Annotated in this window: 19 protein-coding genes, 2 pseudogenes and 1 riboswitch; of the genes and pseudogenes, 4 read left to right on the forward strand and 17 right to left on the reverse strand. The window is 40.3% G+C overall.

The features are described 5' to 3' along the window. Positions 1-199: 199 nt before the first annotated feature. On the reverse strand, positions 200-1,204 hold the full coding sequence (locus tag RRU94_RS01935; RefSeq protein WP_315691570.1) for a LacI family DNA-binding transcriptional regulator: 1,005 nt from the start codon (positions 1,202-1,204) through the stop codon (positions 200-202). 1,016 nt (positions 1,205-2,220) lie between these two features. Here RRU94_RS01935 and RRU94_RS01940 point away from each other — a divergent pair. After that, positions 2,221-2,486 (forward strand): annotated as a pseudogene (locus tag RRU94_RS01940) (hypothetical protein); the annotation flags it as partial. Here the strand turns inward: RRU94_RS01940 and RRU94_RS01945 are convergent. The 14 genes from RRU94_RS01945 to RRU94_RS02010 form a co-directional block, all read right to left on the reverse strand. Further along, positions 2,471-3,640: a Gfo/Idh/MocA family protein gene (locus tag RRU94_RS01945; RefSeq protein ID WP_315691571.1), complete on the reverse strand. Its 1,170-nt coding sequence runs from the start codon at positions 3,638-3,640 to the stop codon at positions 2,471-2,473. The pseudogene RRU94_RS01940 and the gene RRU94_RS01945 overlap by 16 nt on opposite strands. 423 nt (positions 3,641-4,063) lie before the next feature. Continuing rightward, a complete protein-coding gene (locus RRU94_RS01950; protein ID WP_315691572.1) occupies positions 4,064-5,095 on the reverse strand; it encodes a LacI family DNA-binding transcriptional regulator in 1,032 nt (343 codons plus the stop codon). 451 nt (positions 5,096-5,546) lie between these two features. Then, positions 5,547-5,936, reverse strand: a complete 390-nt coding sequence (locus RRU94_RS01955) for a tautomerase family protein (RefSeq protein ID WP_315691573.1) — start codon at positions 5,934-5,936, stop codon at positions 5,547-5,549. Continuing rightward, positions 5,917-6,822: a class II fructose-1,6-bisphosphate aldolase gene (gene fba / locus RRU94_RS01960; protein WP_315691574.1), complete on the reverse strand. Its 906-nt coding sequence runs from the start codon at positions 6,820-6,822 to the stop codon at positions 5,917-5,919. The genes RRU94_RS01955 and fba overlap by 20 nt, the downstream gene beginning before the upstream one ends. A 249-nt stretch (positions 6,823-7,071) precedes the next feature. Further along, the gene (iolD, locus tag RRU94_RS01965) at positions 7,072-8,982 is read right to left on the reverse strand and encodes a 3D-(3,5/4)-trihydroxycyclohexane-1,2-dione acylhydrolase (decyclizing) (protein ID WP_315691575.1); all 1,911 of its coding nucleotides are present in this window, start codon (positions 8,980-8,982) and stop codon (positions 7,072-7,074) included. A gap of 29 nt (positions 8,983-9,011) precedes the next feature. Continuing rightward, on the reverse strand, positions 9,012-9,995 hold the full coding sequence (gene iolC / locus RRU94_RS01970) for a 5-dehydro-2-deoxygluconokinase (RefSeq protein WP_315691576.1): 984 nt from the start codon (positions 9,993-9,995) through the stop codon (positions 9,012-9,014). 71 nt (positions 9,996-10,066) lie between these two features. After that, the gene (locus RRU94_RS25640) at positions 10,067-10,183 is read right to left on the reverse strand and encodes a 5-deoxy-glucuronate isomerase (protein ID WP_410492949.1); all 117 of its coding nucleotides are present in this window, start codon (positions 10,181-10,183) and stop codon (positions 10,067-10,069) included. A gap of 7 nt (positions 10,184-10,190) precedes the next feature. After that, entirely contained in the window at positions 10,191-11,015 is an 825-nt protein-coding gene (gene iolB / locus RRU94_RS01980; protein ID WP_315691577.1) for a 5-deoxy-glucuronate isomerase, read from the reverse strand. Between the two features lie 76 nt (positions 11,016-11,091). Continuing rightward, positions 11,092-12,561: a CoA-acylating methylmalonate-semialdehyde dehydrogenase gene (locus RRU94_RS01985; protein ID WP_315691578.1), complete on the reverse strand. Its 1,470-nt coding sequence runs from the start codon at positions 12,559-12,561 to the stop codon at positions 11,092-11,094. 246 nt (positions 12,562-12,807) lie between these two features. After that, entirely contained in the window at positions 12,808-14,244 is a 1,437-nt protein-coding gene (locus tag RRU94_RS01990) for a sugar porter family MFS transporter (protein WP_315691579.1), read from the reverse strand. An 83-nt stretch (positions 14,245-14,327) separates the two neighbouring features. Continuing rightward, positions 14,328-15,272 (reverse strand): sugar phosphate isomerase/epimerase family protein, encoded by a 945-nt coding sequence (locus RRU94_RS01995; protein WP_315691580.1) that lies wholly within the window; start codon positions 15,270-15,272, stop codon positions 14,328-14,330. 18 nt (positions 15,273-15,290) lie between these two features. Further along, the gene (locus RRU94_RS02000) at positions 15,291-16,079 is read right to left on the reverse strand and encodes an SDR family NAD(P)-dependent oxidoreductase (protein WP_315691581.1); all 789 of its coding nucleotides are present in this window, start codon (positions 16,077-16,079) and stop codon (positions 15,291-15,293) included. A gap of 822 nt (positions 16,080-16,901) precedes the next feature. Further along, positions 16,902-17,057, reverse strand: a complete 156-nt coding sequence (locus RRU94_RS02005; RefSeq protein WP_410492951.1) for an IS3 family transposase — start codon at positions 17,055-17,057, stop codon at positions 16,902-16,904. A 265-nt stretch (positions 17,058-17,322) separates the two neighbouring features. Next, positions 17,323-18,336: a LacI family DNA-binding transcriptional regulator gene (locus RRU94_RS02010; RefSeq protein WP_315691582.1), complete on the reverse strand. Its 1,014-nt coding sequence runs from the start codon at positions 18,334-18,336 to the stop codon at positions 17,323-17,325. 54 nt (positions 18,337-18,390) lie between these two features. Here RRU94_RS02010 and RRU94_RS02015 point away from each other — a divergent pair, with 54 nt between their 5' ends. Continuing rightward, positions 18,391-19,242 carry an HAD-IIB family hydrolase gene (locus tag RRU94_RS02015; protein WP_315691583.1) on the forward strand — a complete coding sequence of 284 codons (852 nt, stop codon included), beginning with the start codon at positions 18,391-18,393 and terminating at the stop codon, positions 19,240-19,242. A 317-nt stretch (positions 19,243-19,559) separates the two neighbouring features. On the opposite strand, the pseudogene RRU94_RS02020 reads toward RRU94_RS02015, so the two are convergent. Both RRU94_RS02020 and RRU94_RS02025 read right to left on the reverse strand, forming a co-directional pair. After that, positions 19,560-20,681: pseudogene (locus tag RRU94_RS02020) on the reverse strand (IS3 family transposase). 118 nt (positions 20,682-20,799) lie between these two features. Further along, on the reverse strand, positions 20,800-22,188 hold the full coding sequence (locus RRU94_RS02025; RefSeq protein ID WP_315691584.1) for an aminotransferase-like domain-containing protein: 1,389 nt from the start codon (positions 22,186-22,188) through the stop codon (positions 20,800-20,802). 228 nt (positions 22,189-22,416) lie between these two features. Here RRU94_RS02025 and azlC point away from each other — a divergent pair, with 228 nt between their 5' ends. Then, a complete protein-coding gene (azlC, locus tag RRU94_RS02030) occupies positions 22,417-23,130 on the forward strand; it encodes an azaleucine resistance protein AzlC (protein ID WP_315691585.1) in 714 nt (237 codons plus the stop codon). After that, positions 23,127-23,471 carry a branched-chain amino acid transporter permease gene (locus tag RRU94_RS02035; RefSeq protein WP_315691586.1) on the forward strand — a complete coding sequence of 115 codons (345 nt, stop codon included), beginning with the start codon at positions 23,127-23,129 and terminating at the stop codon, positions 23,469-23,471. Before azlC ends, RRU94_RS02035 begins: the two co-directional genes overlap by 4 nt. A 273-nt stretch (positions 23,472-23,744) precedes the next feature. Further along, positions 23,745-23,831, reverse strand: a riboswitch (cyclic di-GMP riboswitch). Positions 23,832-23,868: the final 37 nt, after the last annotated feature.

The raw sequence follows: 23,868 nt of genomic DNA on the forward strand, positions 1-23,868 counted from the left end.
TTCTTGGATGTTTCCGCTTAAATTAGAATGGTATATTCTCAACAATTTAATGGAAGCGCTTAAATAAGTGACCGGTAAAAAGAGTAGAACATTTTATCTGAAAATAAATTATCTTATCTTTGATCAAACACCACTCAGTTCTAGCCTTATTAGCAGCTATCCTCGCTATTTCTTTATTTATGTTCCTAGAAGACAGATGTTAAATATTCCTTTTTTGTGCGGTGGATTTTCGGACAATCAATTTAGGAGATAACATCACACGTTGTTTCGATGCCTTCTTTTTTTCAATTTCTTCTATTAATAATTCGACTACTTTTTCCCCCATCTCTTCAATTGGCTGCGCAATCGTCGTGAGGGGCGGCTCACAGATTGTAGACAGCACTGTATCATCAAATCCAATAATTGATACTTCATCTGGCACTTTTAGATTTAATTCATGTGCACCCTGCATTGCCCCAATCGCCAAAGATTCAGTAGAGGCAAAAACAGCCGTTGGCGGATTGGACTTTTTTAGAAGGCTTAGCATCGATTTTTTTCCTTCTTCAAGAGAGGTGTTGTTGGTCAGTACCAAGCTTTCATCATAATTTAGTCCTGCTTCTTCCAACGATTTTCTATAACCATTTACTCTCGCTTGTAAAGTAGAAAAGACTGTGTCTTCCGTAATCATTGCAATCTTTGTGTGACCAAGGTTAATCAAGTGGTTTGTTGCTTCGTATCCGCCTAAATAATCGTCTACAAGCACAGTATTTACTGCCAAAGAAGGGACGTCCCTAGAAAGTAGTGCAATAGGAAGATCAGCTTTGATTAACGCTTTGACTGCCTGCCCTTTTCTAAGACCCGTTGCCACAATAATGCCCTCCGTGTATTTTTGTTTCAGAATTGAAACATATTCGACCTCGTTTTTCAGGTCATTGTCTGTACTACAGATCATGAGGCTATAGCCATGCCGCTTTACATGGTTTTCAATAACACGCGCGACTTCTGCCATAAACGGGTTAGCAATATTAGGAATCAAAAGACCTATCATTTGAAGGCGCTTTCTTACAGATGCGACAACACTAGGCTGATAATTTAATTCCAGCATAGTCGCCTTCACTTTGTTTCTGGTTTTTTCTGCAAGGTTTCCTGTGTTATTAAGTACCTTAGACACAGTGGAAATAGATACTCCCGCTTTTTCAGCTACATCGTATATCGTAGATTTCATTCATTTTTCCCCTTCTATTTTTCAACATTGTAAACGTTACTCTAACCGAAATTTCTTTGAAGGTTAAAGTATCGAGTCATGGTTGAAAAAGCTGATTATGAGGCAAAAGCTGTTCATGTAGACTAGCTCTCAATTCATAAATAAAGAAAGGGATCTTATTTTGTTAAAACCAATAAGTTCGCTGCATCGTAACATCCACTTAATTAGTAGTTATCCTCAGCATAGAATTGAAAGCCTTTTCTAACACCTCCAGATTTCTTCTTTACAGTTAACTTATTGTAGTGCTTTCAAATAAACACTAGTTCATGGGCCTCTCTTTTATTTATCAACCAGCCAGACAGGAAAGTTATTTCCTTAGTTATCATAAAAAAATGGCCAATAAACTCCAAAATAAAGCGAATTCTCTTTAGAAAAGAACTAAAACATTAAATTGATTAAAAACTAAAGGAAAGTACTTTCCTGTATAAAAATTTTATATTTTTGTGAGATTAATGTCAATATTATTTTTTCTTTATATTCTGATTTTTTAAAAAACAATAAAAGTAATTCTAATAAAAGCTTAATGACAGAGCTGCACCAGATAAAACTTTGATTTCTTTCATTTTTCTTTCCACCTATTTTTAAATTTTTAATTTTCGTCGAATGCAAACTAACCTGTTTGTAAGACTGAATGAATCATGCGCCATACAATAGATCGCTTTTTTAATAAAAAGTCTGTCATTAAAAATTATCAGTAATACTCCTTTTAAGAATGATGTTGCTTTTCTCAAAGCGGTTAGATCATTGATTAATAAACTTTTGATCAAATTAAACGTTACCAATGTTTTTAGTCATCCAGGGATTGTATTTAAACTTTAGAAGATTCAATGTCCTTTTAACTCATCTAATCACCTCCTTATTTTATTTTTTACGCATACGAATGCATTGATATTCAAAAAAATATGAGAAGATAGAATGAACTCAATTATTTATCCTACACCACGCATGTTGATTACAAATAATTGCACACATGTATGGCGTTCGAATCCTTTTTTCGCTGGATTAAGCAGAACTTGAATGTGGGTGTGTTATTTGGCACGACTAAAAAAATGCCGTATACAACCAGCTTTTTACGGCATTGATTGCTTATGTGCTGCTCAAGTGGCTATATAAACAGGGTAATTTTTTTACTTCGTATACCATTCTGTCTCTTGTCGGCTTTCAGCGCATGTTTCTTTGTGGGACACTGCCGCTGAAATGGCCTTGTTTTGCGTTAATGAACAGCATTCAACCTTCACTTTGAGGAAAATTAATAGGTAGGGGCACAGGCTGATCAAAATTGCTTTTTACGTGATAAAATTGGCCTTCCTTTGCAGACTTTAGTAAACCTTCCATCACTTCTAAGGAGTGAAAAGCCATCTGGCCGCTTGCACGCTCTACCCGCTTGTCCCGGATCGCATAAGCCATATCAATAAGACCAATCCCACGGCTGTTCTCTTGGTGGCTCGTTTCATTAAATGGGTGAATGATTGGAACTTCCTCCCACCCGCTTATAGGCTCCTTTCTAGGCATTGTTTTCCATCTGTACTGCTCTTTTGTTTTCAATAAAACGGGTCCGCCAAACAAATTAGGGCCGTCTAAGGGGTCAATATCATTTATGCAAATCGTACCTTTTGTACCGTATATCTCTAATCTCGGAAGCTCTGAATCCCATGCATCAAAGCTCATTATAAATGTTGCAAGGGCATCGTTAGCAAATTGCAGGGTTCCTGTAATATGGGTGTCCACTTCCACTTCAATGACGTCTCCCTGCCTCGGTTCACTTTCAATCACCCGTTTATCAAATGTCCTTCTGGCCATGGCAGAACAGCTTTGAACTGGTCCAATTAAAGACAAAAGTGCTGTTATGTAATAAGGGCCAATGTCAAGCAACGGACCACCACCTGGCTTGTAAAAAAAATCAGGATTTGGATGGAATGACTCAGTACCATGATAAGCAACAAAAGCACTTGCTCCCACAATATCGCCAATTGTACCTTCATCAATCAGTTTCCTGCATGTTTGAAGACGTCCTCCCAAAAAGGTATCAGGTGCAGAGCCGACATAAAGACCTTTTTCTTTTGCGAGATCAAGAATTTTCTTTCCATCTTCTAAAGTGGCCGCTAACGGTTTTTCCGTATATACATGCTTACCCGCTTCCAGTGCTTTAATTGTAAGCTCAGCGTGCACAGCTGGGACCGTTAAATTTAAAATAATATCGATTTCTGGGTCTTCTATCAATTCCTCAGCTGTTGCATATGCTTTTTCAATTTGATGCTGATCTGCTTTTTTGCGTGCCTTCTCAAGGTTCCTGCTTGCACAAGCTGCCACATGTACGATTTCATATTTCTTTAAGTTCTGAATATATACATCACTAATATCGCCTATCCCCAAAACACCAACGTTAAATTTTGTCACAGCTCGTCATCCTCCAAATTAAAATATGTTTTTACAAAGCAAGACTTTAGTTCATTTTTGGCTCGGTAAACACTGTGAATCCTCATTCTTCTCACTGTAATTTGGAGCTAGACAGTAATCGCCATCATTAAAATATTTTTTGTCGTGTATTGTTATGGAGTTTCCCAATAGAAAATCCCTAGAGCGCCTGCCGAAAAAGGATTCAAATATAACCTGTTGTGATATGACCTCCCGGCTTGTAACTCTCCAATGCCGTTCAGAGAAACGCTACCGACGTTTTTAATCATTCGGTAAAATATTTAAATATTAGAAGGCTCGATGTATTTTTAACTCGTATATAATGCTTGTTTATTCCCCTCTCTGCTTTTCAATCTTTTACGCATACGGTTGCATAAAAGTTTAAGAATAAAGAAGTGGAATAAATTAATTATCTATTCCACACGACTCTCTAATTACTAGTGAAGGGCTTATCTCAAGCTTTAGCTTTGCTACTGGCTCAGTCGATTCAATCTTTTCTATTAATCGCTTGCATGTTAATGCTGCAATTTCCTTAGTCGGCTGATGCACTGTAGTTAGATACGGTTTATAACATGTGCATAAATCAATGTCATCAAACCCGACAACTGCTATATCCTGGGGCACATTAAATCCCGATTCTTTTAACGCTTGTATGGCTCCTAATGCCATCAAATCATTCTGTGCAAAAATAGCAGTGACATCTTTTACCTTTTCTAAATGATTTAGTATTAATTCATATCCTGATTGAAAAGTTTCATTTCCATAGATCAGCATTTCTTCATCATATTGAATATTATTATTAACCAAAGCTGCTTTAAACCCTTCAGTTCTTAACTCAAATTCACCACCAACATTATTTGCTGAAATAGACAATATTTTTTGATGTCCTAATTTAATTAAATGTTCAGTAGCTATATATCCCCCCTTGAATTGATCTACACATACAAAATCTACTTCTTTCGCTTGATAAAAAGGAGGAATATATTTGCAAAAAACAAATGGTATGTCCGTTTTTTCCAGCACATTTATTGTCTCATCATCTAACGATGGTTCTAATATGATAAGACCGTCTATCTTTTTAGCTGCAATAAGTCTTTTTATGTTATTTTTCTTTGTAAACCTATTTTGAAAAAACGAAATAATTACATCAAACTCCAAACGCTCCAAGCTTTCCAACAACTCATTCTGCCAAGATTTAAAGTGGGTATCTACTCGAGAATCAAACAAAGTTTCTGGGAGAATTACACCAATTGTATAAGTTTTATTTGCGGCTAAACTTCTTGCATGTGAATTAAATTGAAAACCGTGCTCTTCTGCTATCTTTTTTATTCTCTTCTTTGTTTTCTCTGGTATCATTGGACTATCATTTAAGGATCTCGAAACAGTTGATTGACTAACATTTGCCAATTTCGCAATATCTTTTGTAGTAATGGCCATCTATTTTCCTTCTTTCATAAAATTAACGCATCCGTATGCATTTATAAAATCACTTTATTAAATTTTATAATATTTTGGTCAACAGCTGAAGTGTTTTTATATTTCCATAAAATTTTAATATTCATACGTTTTGTTATCGTTTTCATTTAGGTAAATATACATAGGAGTGCATTAATTTTATTCATATTAAAATATTTATAATTTTTAGTCAATTCTTTTTTTGTTATTCTTCAGCATTTTCTTGCTTCTTTTCAGAATAAAAATTCAAGAATTTGTTTATATTAATTACTTTACTATTTAAAAAAGAAGGATCGTCATTCAGCCCCACTTATCCTTACACGCTACTCTGTACTGGATTTGAAGTGCGGTACTCTGGCGAAAATATCTGGTCGATAATGATGTTTTGAGTCCCGTATCGGTTAAGTATACTACTTTGATTCTGAAAGCAACCTCAAAGATCTGCTGTTAAAAACTGCGCCTTTCCAAATCCAAAACTCCAGTCTGCATCTTCATTGACTGTAATAGAAACCATTACATCTTTGGGATCAATATTGCAGTCTTTCCGTAATTCCTCGACAATATATTTGTACAAATTTTGCTTTTGTTCTTCTGTTCTCTTTTTACTGGTGATGCTAATCAACACCATATCTTTTGAGCGCTCAAACCCTAGTCCTGTGTCCTCCATAATCATTTCATGAGCAGGGTGCTGATGCACTATCTGATAGCGGTCACGTTCGGGTACTTCGAATGCTTTAAGCATGCCACGATGAACAGCATCAAGCAGCTTCTTTAACTCTTCTTCTGTTCTTCCTTTTACAATATCAAAGCGTAGTAATGGCATCTTCTACCCTTCCGTTTCCTTTATTTATTGTAATACCACGTCCACTCGTCCCAAATTCTTTCATTTTCGCTTTGGCCGCTTCTTTCACTGCTTCAATCGCTGATATCAAGATCAAACGCGGCTCATACACATTGGGTTTTTCATTTAATGTCTGACGAATAGAAGTTGTCCACGCTTGAATATTTTCCGTGTTCACATTAATTTTAGCGTGACCCAATTCAATTGCACGCTGAAGCTGATGTAATGGAATACCCGATCCGCCATGTAGTACCAGTGGAATATCCGTTTTATCCATGATTTCTTTCATTTCTTCAAAACCAAGCTGCGGCTCACCCTGATATGGTCCGTGAACAGAACCAAGAGCGGCAGCCAGTGCATCAATGCCTGTTTCTTTGACAATGCGGATGCATTCATTAATATCCGCATATTGAATGCCGCCAACCATTCCATCTTCCTGACCGCCCACTGTACCGACTTCAGCTTCGACCGAGACATCCTTTACTTTTGCATATGCCACGACCTCTTTTGTCATCGCGATATTTGCGTCAATTGACCCATGTGATCCATCGATCATCACCGATGTAAAACCGGCATCGATCGCCCGTTTGCAGCGTTCGATACTCATGCCATGATCCAAATGAAGTGCAACCGGAACAGTAATATTTAGTTCTTCTGTTAATGCATTGACCATAGATGATATCGTCTTGAAACCGCCAAGATAATCAACAAGCCGGTCCGAAGCAGCCAAAATGATCGGTGCCTGTTCCTCTTCCGCAGCAAGCAAAAAAGCCTGGGCAAATTCAAGGCCATTGATATTAAACTGTCCTACTGCATACCTGTCTTTTTTTGCTTTTTTCAACATCTCTTTCATTGAAACTAAAGCCATTTAATGAATCTCTCCTTTCACCTAGTTAGTCATTAAAAAATTCACTTTGCGGCCTATATGTTGCCCTTAAGTGCTATACGTTTGCTCGGATACAATTCAGCTGCTTCCTGCAAATTTAAATGACACAACGCCAATTCTCTTTCAAAATAACGGGTTCAGGAAGAGAAGCCGCCGACTTCTCTTCCTTGAATCCCTGCTACTGTAATATAGTTCAACAAGTGAATATCTTATACCATGTGCAATCTTCTCTTAATACATCTTCGCCGTTTCTAGTTTTTCCACTCTTGCGGCATAGGCTTTTTGAACGCTTTCAGACTCGGATACTTCAGCGAGACCAACGTTCCACCAGCCATCATAGCCATCTGACATTGTTTTCGGAAGCACCTTCATATCAATCAATGTGGAAACAGACTGCTTTTTCGCATCTTCAAGCGCTGCTCTTAGTTCTTCTGCTGTGTTGGCTTTGTATGATTTTGCTCCGTAAGCTTCTGCTACTTTTGCATAATCAATATTCATAATTTGATTATCATGTGTACGGAATTCACAGAAGTATGTTCCGCTTCCATTCCCCATCTGCAGGTTATTAATACATCCATAACCAGAGTTATCAAACAGGAGAATGTTGATTTTTTTATCGTACTGAAGCGCTGTTACAAGCTCTGTGTGAAGCATGAGGAAGCTGCCGTCTCCGACTGCCGCATATACTTCACGGTCCGGGTGAGCGAGTTTCGCACCCAGTGCACCAGCCACTTCATAGCCCATGCAGGAATAGCCATATTCAAGATGGTACGTATTCGGCACATCTGAATGCCATAAGCGCTGCAGGTCGCCTGGAAGGGACCCGGCTGAACCGATGACGATGCTGTCCGGTGCGACTGCTTCATTGGCAGCAACCAAAGCGGCCGTTTGCGTAAATTCAGTTCCCAGCACATCGGCGTATTCATTCATCGTTTCCTGGGAAAACTGGCCCTTGATTTCCGGTGTGAAGTTTTCACGATTAAATGTAACGTTGGCCAGACGGTCACGTTCTGTCAGCCATTCCTCTTTCCATGCCGAAAGCAGGCCGCCAAATGCGGTTTCATAGTCTCCCAATAGAGTTGCCAGCTGTTCAAGTGCCATTTTTGCATCGGCAACTACCTGGAATGCGTCCAGCTTATAAGCCTGCATGCGGCTGACATTAATGTTTAAGAATGATGTTTTGTCAAAATCAAACTGCGTTTTAGATGATGTTGTGAAATCTGTATAGCGTGTGCCGACACCGATTACAAGGTCTGTATCACGCGCCACTTTGTTTGCAGCCGACGTGCCCAAGATTCCAAGACCGCCCAGGTTATTTGGAAATGAGACTTCCACTGTTGATTTTCCGGCCTGTGTTTCCACAAGCGGAATATTATGTTTTTCAGAGATTTGTTTTAAAATGTCGCGGGCACCTGAATAACGGGCACCGCCGCCGACAATAATGACGGGCTTTTTGCTTGCTTTGATCCGTTCTGCCGCGCCTTGAATCTCGCGTTCTACCGCCGGCTTGCGGTCCAGATAATGAACGCGTTTGTCAAAGAAACGCTCATCATAATCAAACGCTTCCCCTTCTACGTCCTGTGCGATGCAGATCGTCGCCGGGCCGGCTTTGGCCGGGTCGGTCATTACTTCAAAGGCACGGATCAGTGCAGACATCAGTTGTTCCGGGCGCGTTACGCGGTCCCAATAGCGGGAAACCGCCATAAACGCTTCGTTTGTGGTCACGGCTGTGCTGTGTTCATGCTCCAGCTGCTGAAGCACCGGGTCAGGCTGGCGTGTCGCAAAGGTATCCGCCGGAAGCAGCAGAACCGGAATGTTGTTCGCAAATGCGGTTCCTGCCGCTGCGATCAAGTTCGCCGAGCCTGGGCCGGCAGATGTGGTCACTGCATAAATTTTGCGGCGGAGCATTTCACGGCTGTAGGCGATGGCCGCCTGCGCCATGCCCTGCTCATTCTTTCCCTGATAGACTTTCAAATGGCCTGCGTCCTGCTCAAGCGCCTGGCCGATCCCAAGCACATTGCCATGGCCAAATATGTTGAATACGCCTTCGACAAAAGGGGTTTCTTCGCCGTCCACATGGATGTACTGCTGATTTAAAAATTTAATTAACGCTTGCGCGGTTGTTAATCGAATAGTTCCCATTTTCTACTCACCTCTTAATGAATTGTTTTTTACACGTATACGGCAGATGCAATCAGCTGCTCAATCTCAGACACAACAGGCATCGCATCCGACGAGCTGTGCTTGCTGACTACAATCGATGCGGAAGCACTGCCATACTTCAAAGCGGTTTCAATATCTTTTCCGCTGACAAGTGCGTAAAGGAAGGCCGATGCGTATGAATCGCCTGCACCGAATGTTTTCAGTACGTTTGTTTTGTACGCCTGCGCGCGGAATACTTCTCCCGATTTTGTATATGCGTACGACCCTTCTACTCCGTGTTTGATGACAACAAGATCGGCTGAATGCTTGAATAGATTTTGAATCGTTTCGTTGTTGTCGCCGCTCTGGATGTTTTCCATGACGTCAAATTCGTCGCGTGTGCCGATGACGATATCGGACTGTTCAGCCACAAGCGAATAATAAACAGCCGTTTCTTCCGGTGACTGCCATGTGTACGGACGGTAGTCAAGTTCGAATACAATTTTCACGCCGTGTTTTTTCGCCAGGCTGACCGATTTCAAAACGGCTTCGCGTGACGGGCTTTTTGCCAGCGCTGTACCGGAAACAAGCAGGATTTTTGCTTTTTGAATGTAGTCTTCGCTGACTTCAGATGGCTCAAGGTATAGATCTGCTACATCGTCACGGTACATCAGGATGCTGCACTCATCCGGGCTTAAAATTTCCGTGAAGGCAAGACCGGTTTTATGACCTTCTTTATCTGTGACCATGTTCGACGTATCCACGCCGACTTCACGCATGTATTTTTCAATAAAACGCCCATGCTGGTCATCCGCTAATTTCCCGATAAAGCCTACCTTCAAGCCAAGCTTCGCGCTGCCGATCGCGACGTTTGCGGGTGAGCCGCCGACGTATTTCGTAAACGTCATCGTCTCTTCCATTGGCATGTTGTATTCGTTTGCATTTAAGTCGATGCAGGCACGCCCAATGGCGATTACATCAAGTTCTTTCTCGTTATTGAATGTATAGTTCATTCGGTTTCACCGCTCCTTTAGTTTGGTGGATGTTCTAAAATCCACTCGTAATCTGGATCATTATAAAATTTCTAAATGCGTGTCAGGCCGGCCATCACGTTTAAGTAATAAGACTCGTAGCCTTCCGGTACGCCAACTGATGCAATACTGCTGTTTTTACCTCGAATGTGTAGTTCATCCGGGTTCACTGCTTCTTTAGTCAGGTTGACGTTTTAAAATCCACTCATGGTCTGGATCATTGTAAAATTTCCAAATACGTGTCGGGCCAGCCATCACATTTAAGTAATAAGACTCATAGCCATCTGGTACGCCGACTGGATGGTATCCAGCTGGAACAAGCACAACGTCGCTGTTTTCAACGGTCATCGTTTCATCAATCGACCGGTCATCGGTATATACACGCTGGAAGACAAAGCCCTGCGGCGGATTTATTTCATGGTAGTAAGATTCTTCCAGGAATGATTCATCCGGCAGGTTATCCTGGTCATGTTTGTGCGGCGGGTAGCTCGACCAGTTTCCGCTTTCTGTATACACTTCTACGACAAGCAGGCTGTTTGCGCGCGGGTCGGAATCCGGCAGGATATTGTGCACCATCCGTTTGTTGCTTAAAATGCCGCGGTTTTCAATGCCGACCTCTGAAGCTTTAATCAGTACAGTCGGCAGCTGCTCGTGGGAAGGGGAATAGCATAGTGCTACCCGGGCAGCCGTTGCGCCTTCTACGTGGAAAGTTTTATCGTTGGAAACATACACACTGTCTGTCGGCACTTTTTCGAAGACATTTTCACGGGTACCAAGGCTGCGGAATTCTTCGCTTCCTTCAGTGACGTGAATCTTGCCTGTCAGAGCGACAATGCAGCATTCTGTTTTAGTTAATGATTCAGTGTACGTGGCGCCGGGAGCCAGATCAATGACTTTAAATCCGACATATTCGAGGGGGGAGTTTTCTTTTGTGACGTCATGGACGAGTGTGACGCCTTCTGACTGTTCTTTTTTCATTGGTTTTTGGAGCAAGCGGCTCATGTGATGTACCTCCTGATTTTTTCTTGAATGGCCTGCTGCCCGGATGGAGCCGGACAGCCAGGACAAATTCAAGCTATTACTTCACGTAGCGTGCAGTGACCATTTTCTTGCGTGTAAAGAATTCAACCCCATCTTTACCGTTCGCATGAAGATCGCCATAGAATGAATTTTTGTAGCCTGAGAATGGGAAGAATGCCATCGGCGCCGGCACTCCAACGTTAATGCCCAGCATGCCTGCATCGATTGTTTCACGGAACTGGCGTACCGCTGCAGCGCTGTCTGTGTACAGGCACGCACCATTTGCAAGTGTAGAAGCGTTCGCTGTCTCCACACCTTCTGCCAGGTCTTTTACGCGGACGACGGAAAGAACCGGTGCAAAGATTTCATCCTGCCAGATCGTCATCTCCTGTGTCACGTTGTCGAAGATGGTTGCGCCAAGGAAGTAGCCGTCTCCTTTTGCGGCTGCGTCTTCGCGGCCGTCACGCACAAGCGTTGCACCCTGCTCGATACCCGCTTCAATGTAGCCGATTGTACGCTGTTTCGCATTTTCGCGGATGATTGGGCCAAGGAATACGCCATCATCTAAACCGTTGCCAATTTGGATGTTGTCGGCTGCTTCTTTTAGTTTGGCGATAAACTCATCGGCAATGCCCTCTTCTACTGCTACAACGGCTGCAGCCATGCAGCGCTCACCCGCTGAACCAAAGGCTGCAGCTGTGACTTCTTTTGCGGCCAGGTCAAGATTCGCATCTGCCAAAACGATAGAGTGATTTTTCGCTCCTGCAAGCGCCTGTACGCGTTTCAAGTTCGCTGCGCCTGTTTTGTATACGTATTCTGCCACTGGCTGTGAGCCGACAAATGAGATGGCTTTTACTTCCGGGTGCTCAAGAAGGCCGTTTACGACATCATGTGCACCGTTGACAATATTCAAGACACCGTCTGGAAGGCCGGCTTCTTTGAATAGATCGACTAATTTCGCTGCCAAAAGCGGCGTACGTTCAGACGGCTTCAATACAAATGTGTTACCGCATGCGATTGCCAGCGGGTACATCCAGCAAGGAACCATCATTGGGAAGTTAAATGGTGTGATGCCACCAACAACGCCTACTGGATAACGGTACATACCTGATTCAATGTTTGTCGCGATATCTGGAAGCTGGCTGCCCATCATCAGTGTCGGTGCACCGGCCGCGAATTCTACGCATTCAATCCCGCGCTGCACTTCACCCATGGCTTCTGATAAGCTTTTTCCGTTTTCAATCGTGATCAATTTTGCTAGCTCTTCCCAGTTATCTACAAGAAGCTGCTGGTATTTGAACAGAATGCGTGCACGCTTTGGAACAGCCGTCTGCGACCATGTTTTAAACGCTTCGCTTGCGGCCTGTACCGCACGGTCTACGTCTTCTTTTGTAGAAAGCGGCACCTGGGCAATTTCTTCGCCTGTTGCTGGATTCACAACCGTCTCGGTCTGGCTGGACAGAGAATCCACCCATTCTCCATTTATGTAGTTTTGTAATGTTTTTACCTCGGAATTAATTGCTGACATGTATATATTCCTCCTTAGAAATAGATATTCTTATTGAAATTGAAATCGATTTCAATATTATGTTAATAATAACGCTCGCTGATGGTTAAGATGAATCTATTTACAAGCATTTTCCTATTTGAATAGAGTTTTATTTTACCTATACCGTTTTAACAAAGGTTCATATAAAAACCTCTCAGCTCGACACTGGAAAAGCGTCATCGATACAGGAATATCAACGTTTACATCTAACATAGGTGTGTAATCTTAAAATTTATTTACCTGAGATTTTATATGATTGATACCATCATATTTATCTGTTTTGTCATCATAATAAGTACGGAAGGACTCTTCAATTTCTTCCAGTGTGCGACCTTTAGTTTCGGGTAAGAACTTCGCCATTAAGAAGATAGATACACATCCTACCCCTGCGAAGATAAAGAATGTTACCGACAAACCCATTTTATCCAGCATGACAGGGAACAATAAACCAATGACAAAGTTTGTCATCCAAAGGAAGAATACACTAACACCCATGCCAAACCCTCTTAAGCGTGACGGGAAAATTTCGGATAGTGAAACCCATAATACTGGCCCAATTGCCCCTTGCATGAAAGCGAGAAATGTGACGGTTAGTGCCAGCATCACATATGGAAGCGCCTCAGACGATCCAACCGTAGATGAAAGGATCCCAATTAGTAGAAGGGTTAAGGTTGTTCCTGTTAAACCCGTCAGCATCATAGGGCGACGTCCGACTCTCCCAAGAAGCCAAATCCCTACAATTGTCGCTAAAACCGAAATGACACCGTTTGCAACATTGCCGATTAATGCAGCAGACGTTGCAAAACCTGCTTGTCTGAGAATTTCAGTTCCATAATACATGATTGAGTTAACGCCAGTAGCTTGAGTAACAATAGCGATAGCAATTCCGATAAATACGATGCGACGCATCCATGGTACAGCAAGATCTTTAAACGATGCTTCTTTCAAATCAGATTCTGCAGCCAAAGCTGTTTGAATCTCTTTGAGTTCAGTCAGCGCTTGCTCTTCTGTACGTATCTTACGAAGTATACGCAGCGCTTCTTCGTTTCTTCCCTTTTTCACAAGCCAACGGGGACTTTCTGGTACCTTAAGCATACCAAAGAATAAAAGAATTGCTGGTACTCCTGCAATACCTAACATGTAACGCCAAACTCCTTCGCCACTTAATAGGTTACCAAGAATAGCATTAAAGACGAAGGCTAACAATTGCCCGCCTACAATCATTAACTCATTACGGGTAACCAATTGGCCTCTTCTATCAGAGGGCGACATTTCAGCTATAAATGTAGGAACTGCTACTGATGCTCCGCCAACAGCCATACCTAGTAAGAAGCGGAAGACAACCATCCCCGCTACGCTTGGTGATAGGGTACAACCAAGCGTAGCAATAAAGAAAAGGATTGAAAGGAAAAGGATGTTTTTACGCCGTCCAATACCATCCGAAAGCCGACCACCAAATACAGCTCCTACCGCAGCCCCTAAAAGAAGAACACTTGTAACAAGACCTTCTGTGAATGAAGTTAGATTAAAATCGTCCGACATATAAGGCAAAGCCCCATTAATAACGCCGGTATCATAACCAAATAGAAGACCTCCGAATGTTGAGACTAAGACAATGGTGCTCAAAAATGATATGTGATTTTGATTAGCCTGTTTGTTCATATTCTTGCCCCTTTCCTTTCTGTTGATAATTGATCAGGGAACGTAATCAAGGTCTCTTTTTAATTAAATTCAATGTATTCTTTTTAATCGAAATCTTTAGGCAGAGCTTCCTTTAATACCTGAGTCGACTTTTTCAAAGCAGTAAGTGGATCCATCGTTAAGTCTTCCATTTCTAGGCTAACCTGTCCGTCATACCCCACCATACTCAGTACGGAAAAGAATTCCTTCCACCAGCTAACATCATGACCATGGCCTAACGCTACATAGTTCCATGAACGATTTGAAAAACTATCAATTGTTTTTGTATCAAGTACACCCTCTGCATCAACGAGTCCTTTTTCCATACGTGTGTCTTTGGCATGAACATGATAGATTGCTGGTCCTAATTTTCTTAACGTTGCGATTGGATCTCCTCCCATCCAGAACAGATGACTAGGATCAAAGTTCATGCCAACCATGTCTCCTACATGATTTCTTAGCTTAAAGAGTGTTTCCGCATTATAAACGAGCTGGGAGCCATGGTTCTCCAAAGCAATTTTTTCAATGCCGTGTTCTTTTGCCTCTTTCACGGTTTTTTCCCAATATGGAAATGCTACCTCATTCCATTGCCAGTTTAAGATTTCAAGATTAATTGGCGGCCAGCTTGTTGTTACCCAGTTAGGAGTTGTCTCTCCTGGTCCTCCTCCAGGAAGTCCTGACATCATGTTTATGGTTTTTATCCCTAATAGTTCTGCAAGTTTAAATGTTTTTTCCACAACTTTCTGGTGTTCTCGTCCCTCCTCATTTGGAGCTAACTGGTTACCGGAGCAATTCAGAACCTCAATTGAAAGGCCTCTTTCCTTTAAAACGTTTACAAATTTTTCACGTTGAATGGAACTCTCGATTAAAGCATCCAGATCTACATGTGGGGCCTTGGACCAATTCCCACATGCAAATTCTAAGTTTTCATACCCTAAGGACACGGCAGTATCAGCCATTTCTTCTAGAGACATGAAGCCTAAACAATCTGTCACCAAACTCATTCTCATGATAAAAACTCCTTTCTATTAAATTAATGTTTTCCCGCCAGCAATAGTCATTGAAGTACCAGTAATATAGTTTGCTTTCTCGCTACTTAAAAACAGCATAAATTCTGCTATTTCTTCAGGTGTCGCTAATCTCTTCATTGGAACCTGGCCTTTTAATAATTCTTCATATTCCTGTGGTGCTTTGCCTTCAATTACGCTCCGTTTTTGAAACACCTCTTGCAACATTTCGGTATCTACAAAACCAGGACAAACTGCATTGACCGAAATTCCGTATTCTGCCAGCTCAAGTGCAAGCACCTGGGTCAACGAATTAACAGCCGCTTTTGATGCACAATACGCCCCGTTTCCAAGCTCGCCAATTTTTGAAGCTTGGGATGAAATTGTAACTATTTTTCCATTTTTGACTTCGTTTTTAATCATGTTTTTTCCAACATATTTACTAAGCAGATAAACAGATTTTAAATTTACATTGAACACTCTATCCCATTCTTCTTCTTCGATATCTAAGATTAATCTCGAAGTAGAGATACCAGCACAGTTAGCCAGTACATCAATTTTTGTGAATTGAGATTCAACTTCTTTAATCGCAGCTTCAATCTCTTGTGAAGAAGTCACATTTACAACAAGAGGTAATACTGTTACTCCTAATGCTTCTATTTCTTTTGCAGTGGCTTCAACCATTTCCTTATTTAAATCCATCAATACAATATTAGCGCCTTGTTCAGCATATTTAACAGCCAATGCTTTCCCAATTCCTCTTGCAGCTCCTGTAATGATACATGTCTTTCCTTGTAAATATTTCTCCATTTTTTTCACCATTTTCTATGTAGTATTTTTAGAATTTCACTTTTCGCATACGCTTGCATAAATCAGCACAAAAATAAGAAGAAGGATCAATAAATCTAAAGGTCTATTAAAGATCATTCCCTGATTACTAATACATATCTAATCTCAAGTTTTTGACTATCGATTATATGGATTATATCCCCTTTATCAAACGCTTACATATTAACGCGAAAATTTATCTATTAAGTTGCCGCGCTATTGTAAGTCAAGATTTGTATTTGAAATCATAGGACTCGCATTTGGACATATCGAACTTTAGATTCACTTGCCCTTGTATTCGCCATTTTTGCAATTTTTCTATGGTAACTGCCTAAGTAGCTTCTTCCTCTTTTATCAGTTACGCATACGTATGCGTTAAGATTTGATTTCATTCTACAATATGCAGATTATTTAGTCAATTAAATTTTTAATTTATCTTGATTGGAAACGACAATTTTCTATTCACTTCTCAATTGTTTTACGGTAAATCGCTTGTATTCATATTCTTTTTTACTGTTGTTTTGATGAAAGAGTTTGTATCCACAGCAACTAAACTATCTTCTTTAGAATAATAGCTCTTCAGTATGTCTACAAAAATAATAGGCACTAGGGATAGTTATAAGAAAAATAATTTTGAGGTGAATAACATGATCGATATTATTCATAACCCCTTTGAGATAAAGAAAATATAAATTAAAATAGATATTTTTTAAAAGGATAGATAAAACCATTCAAATAAACCAAGAGAACTGTGGATTGTCAACACTAAATCAGACAACCTTTTTAAGAGACGGTCGTTTGTATTCAATTGGACTCACATAGCCTATGGGTTCCATGAATTCGCAGCTTGTTAAACCAATTAACATAGTCACTGAATTCAAGCTTAAGATGCTCTAGACTACCAAACTTCATTTGGCTGACAAATTCTGTTTTGATGATTTTAAACGTGGCTTCCACCACGGCGTTATCATATGGACAACTCTCAGGGGACCGGGGAAATTATCCATGCAGGCGATGCTTACTTTCGCTGCCATGAACCTCAAAAAGCTGGCCAACTGGTCGTGGAAACCCGTGCAGCCAGCTTGAACAGAGCTGCTAAAATGAATAAAAAAGACAAAGCGGCCTCAAATCGGAGATTTGAGAACCACTTTGTCTACAATCTGTCAACGCCTTGTGTAGGGTGTAGAAAAAATCTTTTAGTAATCAATCGAATAAATGCAGGTAACTAGGTGGATTGTCTGAGAATGAGCTTTCCTTCATACACTTTCTTCGTGTAGATGGCTTGCTGATCTTTAATCATTTTTGTTATACAGTCGATCAAATCGTTTCCCATCTCCTGCATCTGATTACAAATTGTTGTAAGCGGAGGAGTTGAGACCAATGAGATCGGATGGTCGTCAAACCCAATGATTGAAAAATTAGTTGGGACACGTATATGCTTTTCAGCGGACGATTTAAGCATACCAGCTGCCACAAAATCACTTCCGGTGATTATTCCTTCTATTCTCACTGGACCTTCAAACAAAGATTGGCCTAATTGAATGCCATCTTCTATTGTCGCGATTTGTTTGAACACAAGGCTTTCATTGTAATTGATTCCTTTTTGCTCATGGGCTGAAATAAATCCTCTCAACCTTGCTTGCTGTGAAGGAGTATGTAAGTTATCTGAACAAAACCCAAGCGTTGTGACTCCTTTATTCAAAAGGTACATCGTCGCATCAAAAATGGCTTTTTCCTCGTTCAAGCAAAATACACTAAAGTACTTACCCTCAAAATCTTCATTACAGGCTGCTACGAAATGATTCTCAACGTACGTGGAGAGCTCCTCTTCCGTCAGAAGGGTAGAGGTCAAAATAAGCCCATCCATTTCTCTGTTTTGAAGCTTTGCATAAACCTCCTTTTCTAACTCCCTATTGAAAAAAGTCTGATACACAACAGGCTTAAATCCTTTTTCATGACATCGTAGTGACAGCATGCCAACCAGCTGACTGAAATACGGGTGATCCAGATCGGGAACAAGGATACCGATACAGTTTGTTTGTTTTTTGCGGAACTGCCTGGCGAGAGAATTAGGTTTATAATTCAGCTCTTCTATCACTTTATTTACTTTGTTCCTTTTTTCCTCTGAAACATACGGTTGGTTGGCGATTACTCTTGAAACCGTTGACTTTGAGACGCCACTTAGACGGGCAATATCATAAATGTTAACCATAAAACACCTCAAATAAAGTATTGACATGGGATCGATCCCATCTATTATTTTTTTAACAGTGAGTAGAAAGGAGTGTCAAGTATGAGAGTAAAAGGATCTTTTACAGGCCATGAGAGAACAGATCATCTCCTGTTTTTTGACTTTGATGAAACGTATTATCCGCATGCATGTACACAGGAACTACTGGAACACGTCTACGAGCTGGAGGAGTATCTTGAGGAGCTTGCACGCGAGCAGTTTATTAAAATTATCTGGGTGACGGGCAGCGGACTACCGGAAGTTATTCAAAAGATGGAGCGAGCCCGAATGACGTTTAGCCCCCACTTTATTGCAGGTAACCTTGGAACAGAATTGTATGAGGTTAATAAGCAAGGGCAGTTAAAAAGCAACCCGTCGTGGGAAAAAAAGATCAGAAAATCCGGCTTTTCCGGGCAGAAAATAGTGGAGCTTGAGCGTGAGCTTTTTCATCAATATGGAATTAAGCTGATCGAGCAGACGCAGTTCGGACAAAAAAAGTACAAATGGAATTACTATTATTTTATAAGTTCTGAAACGAAAAGCCGGTACGATCTAAGTATTATCAAGCACTTGGCCAAAATTAATGGGATTGGCTTGAATATTAACCGATGCAATCCGAAAGCCGGCGATCCGGAAAATGCTTTTGACGTTGATTTTATCCCGCTTGGTACCGGCAAGAGTGAAGTGGTTCAGTTTATGAGCAATTATTATAATGTGCCGATCAGACGGACGACTGCATTTGGGGACAGCGGAAATGATATTGATATGCTAAAAGCTGTCCAGCATGGTTATCTAGTGAAAAATGCGACACCGGAAGCGAAACAATTACATTCTAACGTGACTGCATCTTCTTACGCTAAAGGTATAATGGAAACACTCCAGCTTATTTTTAATTTTGAGAAAGCACGTGAATGAGCGCTTTACCTGCTTCTTAAAGTATGGAGCTTTCTTGCATATAGTCATTTACTCCCTCTTCTTTTTAAAGAGGAGAGTAAATGACTTTTTAGTAAGGCCATTGCTAAATAGTTGAAAGGTCACTCAAGCACCACCTTCCATACTGAACCAGGATACCTGAAGCTAGCTGTTTAAAAGGTGGTTTGACCCCCTGTCTCAAAGATAGGAGTCAGCCCCTAAACTGCTTACGATAAGCATAGTGTTTTTTTGTTTGGATTATGATTTTAGCTTTACCTTAGATTAATGGGTATGCGGCAGGATGGATTATCAACACTAAATCAGACAACCTTTTTAAGGGATGATTGCTTGTATTCAATTGGGCTTAAGTAGCCTAATGTTCCGTGAATTCGCAGCTTGTTAAACCAGTTGACATAGTCACTGAATTCGAGTGTAAGATGCTCCAGACTATCAAATTTCATTTGGCTGATAAACTCTGTTTTGATGATTTTAAACGTGGCTTCCGCCACGGCATTATCATATGGACAGCCTTTCATGCTTAAAGAACGGCCAATTTGAAAGACAGCTAATGTTTCATCAATGAGCTGGTTTTTAAACTCGCTGCCACGGTCGGTGTGGAACAGCTGGATATCCCGCAGATCACCTTGAATGGAAGAAAAAGCTCGTGCGACAAGGCTTGCATCTTTATTGGGTCCTGTGCTGAAGCCAATAATTTCGCGGTTAAAGAGAGCGACAAAGATACATACGTAATGCCATTTGTTTTTGACTTTGACGTATGTTAAATCACTGACGACTACTTTTTTCGCTTTTGTCTGCTCAAACTCGCGTTTCAATGCATTTGCCTGAGCTGACTCATTAGAGAGAGTTTTCTGCGGCTTGAATTGTGCCACTGTATAGGAAGAAACAATCCCCTGCTCCTTCATGATACGGCCAATACGCCGCCTGGAAACCATAAATCCACGCTTGTGCAGTTCGATTTTGATCTTGCGCGTGCCGTAGGCACTTCGGTTTTGTTTGAAAATCTCTATGACAGCGCCTGTTACGTCGTCTTCTGACTGGCGTTCTTTGGCCTCATAGTAGTACGTACTACGTGAGATTTGCAGGACGCTGCACAATGCTGATACCGAGTATTTGTCTTGTTTTCGCTTGATGACATTTACTTTCGTCCCATGATCAGCGCGGCTTGCTTTAAAATATCATTCTCCATTAACAGCTGTTTATTTTCCTTACGCAGTTTTAAAAGCTCCTGCTGTTCAGGAGACCGATTGTCTTTCTCTTTAAAAGAACCGGAGGTTTCATCCTGTTGAATCCAGCGGTCAAGAGAGGACGGAGTCAGATCATATTCAATTAATAATAGCTCGTTTCGTTTTTCCATTCTGGTACAGCTGCACCATTTGTTTTTTGAACTCAGGTGTAAATGTGCGGCGTTCTCGCTTTGTCATAGTTGGAGCTCCTCATCTGTTTTAGGTCAAGTGTCGTGACCTTAATTTTTCTGTCCAGATAAGTGTAGACGCTCCAATCTTTTACATAAGGACACTTTTACGCGAAATCCGTAATCAACTAGTTGAGATACTCATTTAGTATTCTAAGTCCTACTTTTAACTCGTCTAATGAGTTTGTCGAAGAAAGGGCAATACGTAAATACTTGGCCTGGGTAGTTTGCCCACTTAAAAAACGATCAGAATGAAAAGCTCGAATACCCAGCTTCTGTAGGTCTGTTTCTAACTCTAATGCATCAGAGTCTGTTTGAATTGGCAACCAGCGATAAAAACTTAGAGGATGTCCAATGTTTTTATTTAAAGGAAAATGATCAAAAAATATCTCATTTGCCGTTTGTGCAAGCTGCTTCTTTAGCAAAACAATTTCATGAGCTTTTCCTGATAAAATTAGTTCCGTAATAATCTCCGCATTGAAAGAAGAGGTTTTAACATTAATATTAAAAATAGATCGCAGAATCTTCTCGCGAAAGGCCTTCCCATAGACAATATAGGCAATTCTCAACCCTGAGCAGATGGATTTAGAAGTACAGCAAATATAAATTGTTTGTTCTGGAAGTAAGTTAAACATTGGTTGCTGATAATCTGGGTCAATGCCGGCTGTCATAAAGGCATGAATCTCATCCTCAATCAAAATTAAGCGGTACTTACGGATCACCTCCGCCAATTCTCGCTTGCGAAAATCTGACATCATAATGGTTGTAGGATTATTACAAGAAGGCATGAGGAAAATGCCATGAATATTTACTTGATTGCATTGTTTATCAAGCTCGCCTGGCAACATTCCAAATTCATCTCCAGTAATCGGTACTAATTGAATTCGGAACATTTTTGCCAACTCAATAAAATTTGAATAGGTATATACATCTGTAGCAATTCTGTTTCCAGGCTCAAATAAAGCGGTCAACGCAATAGCCAATGCATTTTGCGCACCAGAAACAATAGCAAGATGTTCTTGATCTGTATGAATGCCGAACGATTCCATCCAGTTAAGTGCTGCTGCTTTTTGATGTGGAATACCTGTGGGATCGTTGTAATTTAGTAATTGTTCAAAATAACTCTTGTTCACAACTTGTTGAATAGTGTCCTTAACTAGCGTATTTGTCTGTTCAAACGATGATACAAGACCTAGCTCAATAAGGCTTGCTGTTTTATCCTTAGAAATGGTTATGGACCGAGAAGCATTTGGCGCTACATAGGTGCCACTACCTGTAATCGCATATATTACCCCTCTTTCCTCGCATATTTTGTAAGCACGAGTAATAGTCGTAAAGTTTAAGTCTAAGAAATCTGCCAATTCCCTTTGAGGAGGCAATTTTGTACCAGGAGCTAAAAAGCCATTTTTAATGTCGTGTTCAAGTAAGGATGCAATAGATTGATAATAAGGACGCTTCAATGCGTTCTTATCAGGTTTCCAAGACATTGGATAGTTGTCGAATGAATTTACTGGCATAATATACCTCTCCTGATAGGTTTCATACAATCAATTGTATGGTATGTATATTTAAAATGTATGTAGTTAAAAGATGATAAACTGCTATTTGGCCCTCCATTTTTTAAGATGGAGGGTTTTTATTTGTTTTTAAACAGAATTGTAATACATACAATTATAAAGTTTATTGTATGGAATTTGTATGTTAATTTAAATCATATTAAATTCATCATTTAGGACGTGAAACGTATGAAAAGAAGAACTCAAATAATCACAGCATTTCGTGAAGCTTTCCCTCAAACATTACCTATTTTCGCAGGATTCTTATTTTTAGGAACCTCTTATGGTATCTTCATGAATTCATTAGGATTTAGTGCAATTTATCCAATTCTGATGAGTCTAGTCATATTTGCAGGATCAATGGAATTTCTTGCTGCCAATTTATTGCTTCTTGCCTTCAATCCAATTAATGCTTTTTTTCTCACTTTAATGGTGAATGCAAGACATCTATTTTATGGTATTTCGATGTTAGATAACTATAAGGACGCAGGAAAGAAAAAGTGGTATATGGTATTTGGCCTTTGTGATGAATCTTTTGCGGTCAATAGTACTATTAATGTCCCAAACAATGTAGATAAAGGTTGGGTTATGTTTTTCGTCACACTGCTCAACCATTTTTATTGGGTATTAGGCGCAGCGTTAGGTGGTATTTTCGGATCAATCATCCAATTTAATACAGAAGGATTAGAATTTGCTATGACGGCTCTATTTGCTGTTATTTTCATTGAACAATGGTTGAAAGAGGAAAAACATTCTAGTTCTCTAATAGGGATTGGGATGTCAATTATCTGTCTTATTATTTTTGGCGAAAACAATTTCATTATCCCTGCAATGATTGCCATTTTAGGGCTGCTTTCCTTAACTAGAAAGGCATTAGAGAAAGAAGAGGTTCAACCTATATGACAATGCATTTAACCGAGCAAATTATTACGATCACGATGGTTGTTTTAGGCACTATGCTGACAAGGTTTCTTCCATTTGTTGTTTTTGCATCAGGTAAAGCTACACCGAAGTATGTACAGTATTTAGGGAAAGTTCTACCTTCAGCGATAATTGGACTTCTGGTCATTTATTGTTTTAAGGATGTGAGTTTACTTTCTGGAAGTCATGGAATACCTGAATTTATTGCAATGGCTGTAGTTGCAATGCTTCACATTTGGAGAAGAAACATGCTCTTCTCTATAGCTGGGGGAACAATTATTTACATGATTTTGGTTCAAGTGTTTTTTAATCAATTTTATTGAATTGTAGGTACTTAATATTTCCGATATGTAAAGCCCACAAACTTTATAAAGTTTGTGGGCTTTCTTATTCGATCCAAAGCAACATAATTTACTTTTTGTTGCATTTCTACGGTGAAAGTAACTCGATGGCTTCTTTTAAAAGGTTAATATCTTTAAAGATTTCTTCTCTAATCCTAATCTCTTCACAACGTTTACAATCATCATATAAACGAGTGAGTTCCCGCCTAAAAATGAACCGTTCTTTATCATCACTCATGGCGATGATTCACCCGCTTCCACAGCCCGGCTGTCGTGGTTTCTAAAAACCTTAGACCCGTGGCTTTGCGTCCTAATCTTTCGATTAGTTTGCCCTTAATTATTTACAATTGATTTTACTATAAATGTAAATGGAAAACAT

This window comes from Domibacillus sp. DTU_2020_1001157_1_SI_ALB_TIR_016, assembly GCF_032341995.1.
Classification (GTDB): Bacteria; Bacillota; Bacilli; order Bacillales; family Domibacillaceae; genus Domibacillus; species Domibacillus indicus_A.

Coding starts and splice junctions, on each gene's coding strand:
- RRU94_RS01995 (WP_315691580.1), bottom strand. CDS start 15,272: ATGAGAATGAGTTTGGTGACAGATTGTTTAGGCTTCATGTCTCTAGAA.
- RRU94_RS01935 (WP_315691570.1), bottom strand. CDS start 1,204: ATGAAATCTACGATATACGATGTAGCTGAAAAAGCGGGAGTATCTATT.
- RRU94_RS01955 (WP_315691573.1), bottom strand. CDS start 5,936: ATGCCATTACTACGCTTTGATATTGTAAAAGGAAGAACAGAAGAAGAG.
- RRU94_RS01985 (WP_315691578.1), bottom strand. CDS start 12,561: ATGTCAGCAATTAATTCCGAGGTAAAAACATTACAAAACTACATAAAT.
- RRU94_RS02035 (WP_315691586.1), top strand. CDS start 23,127: ATGACAATGCATTTAACCGAGCAAATTATTACGATCACGATGGTTGTT.
- iolD (WP_315691575.1), bottom strand. CDS start 8,982: ATGGGAACTATTCGATTAACAACCGCGCAAGCGTTAATTAAATTTTTA.
- RRU94_RS01950 (WP_315691572.1), bottom strand. CDS start 5,095: ATGGCCATTACTACAAAAGATATTGCGAAATTGGCAAATGTTAGTCAA.
- RRU94_RS02010 (WP_315691582.1), bottom strand. CDS start 18,336: ATGTCAATACTTTATTTGAGGTGTTTTATGGTTAACATTTATGATATT.
- azlC (WP_315691585.1), top strand. CDS start 22,417: ATGAAAAGAAGAACTCAAATAATCACAGCATTTCGTGAAGCTTTCCCT.
- RRU94_RS02025 (WP_315691584.1), bottom strand. CDS start 22,188: ATGCCAGTAAATTCATTCGACAACTATCCAATGTCTTGGAAACCTGAT.
- iolC (WP_315691576.1), bottom strand. CDS start 9,995: ATGAACTATACATTCAATAACGAGAAAGAACTTGATGTAATCGCCATT.
- RRU94_RS02015 (WP_315691583.1), top strand. CDS start 18,391: ATGAGAGTAAAAGGATCTTTTACAGGCCATGAGAGAACAGATCATCTC.
- RRU94_RS02000 (WP_315691581.1), bottom strand. CDS start 16,079: ATGGAGAAATATTTACAAGGAAAGACATGTATCATTACAGGAGCTGCA.
- fba (WP_315691574.1), bottom strand. CDS start 6,822: ATGGCTTTAGTTTCAATGAAAGAGATGTTGAAAAAAGCAAAAAAAGAC.
- RRU94_RS01990 (WP_315691579.1), bottom strand. CDS start 14,244: ATGAACAAACAGGCTAATCAAAATCACATATCATTTTTGAGCACCATT.
- iolB (WP_315691577.1), bottom strand. CDS start 11,015: ATGAGCCGCTTGCTCCAAAAACCAATGAAAAAAGAACAGTCAGAAGGC.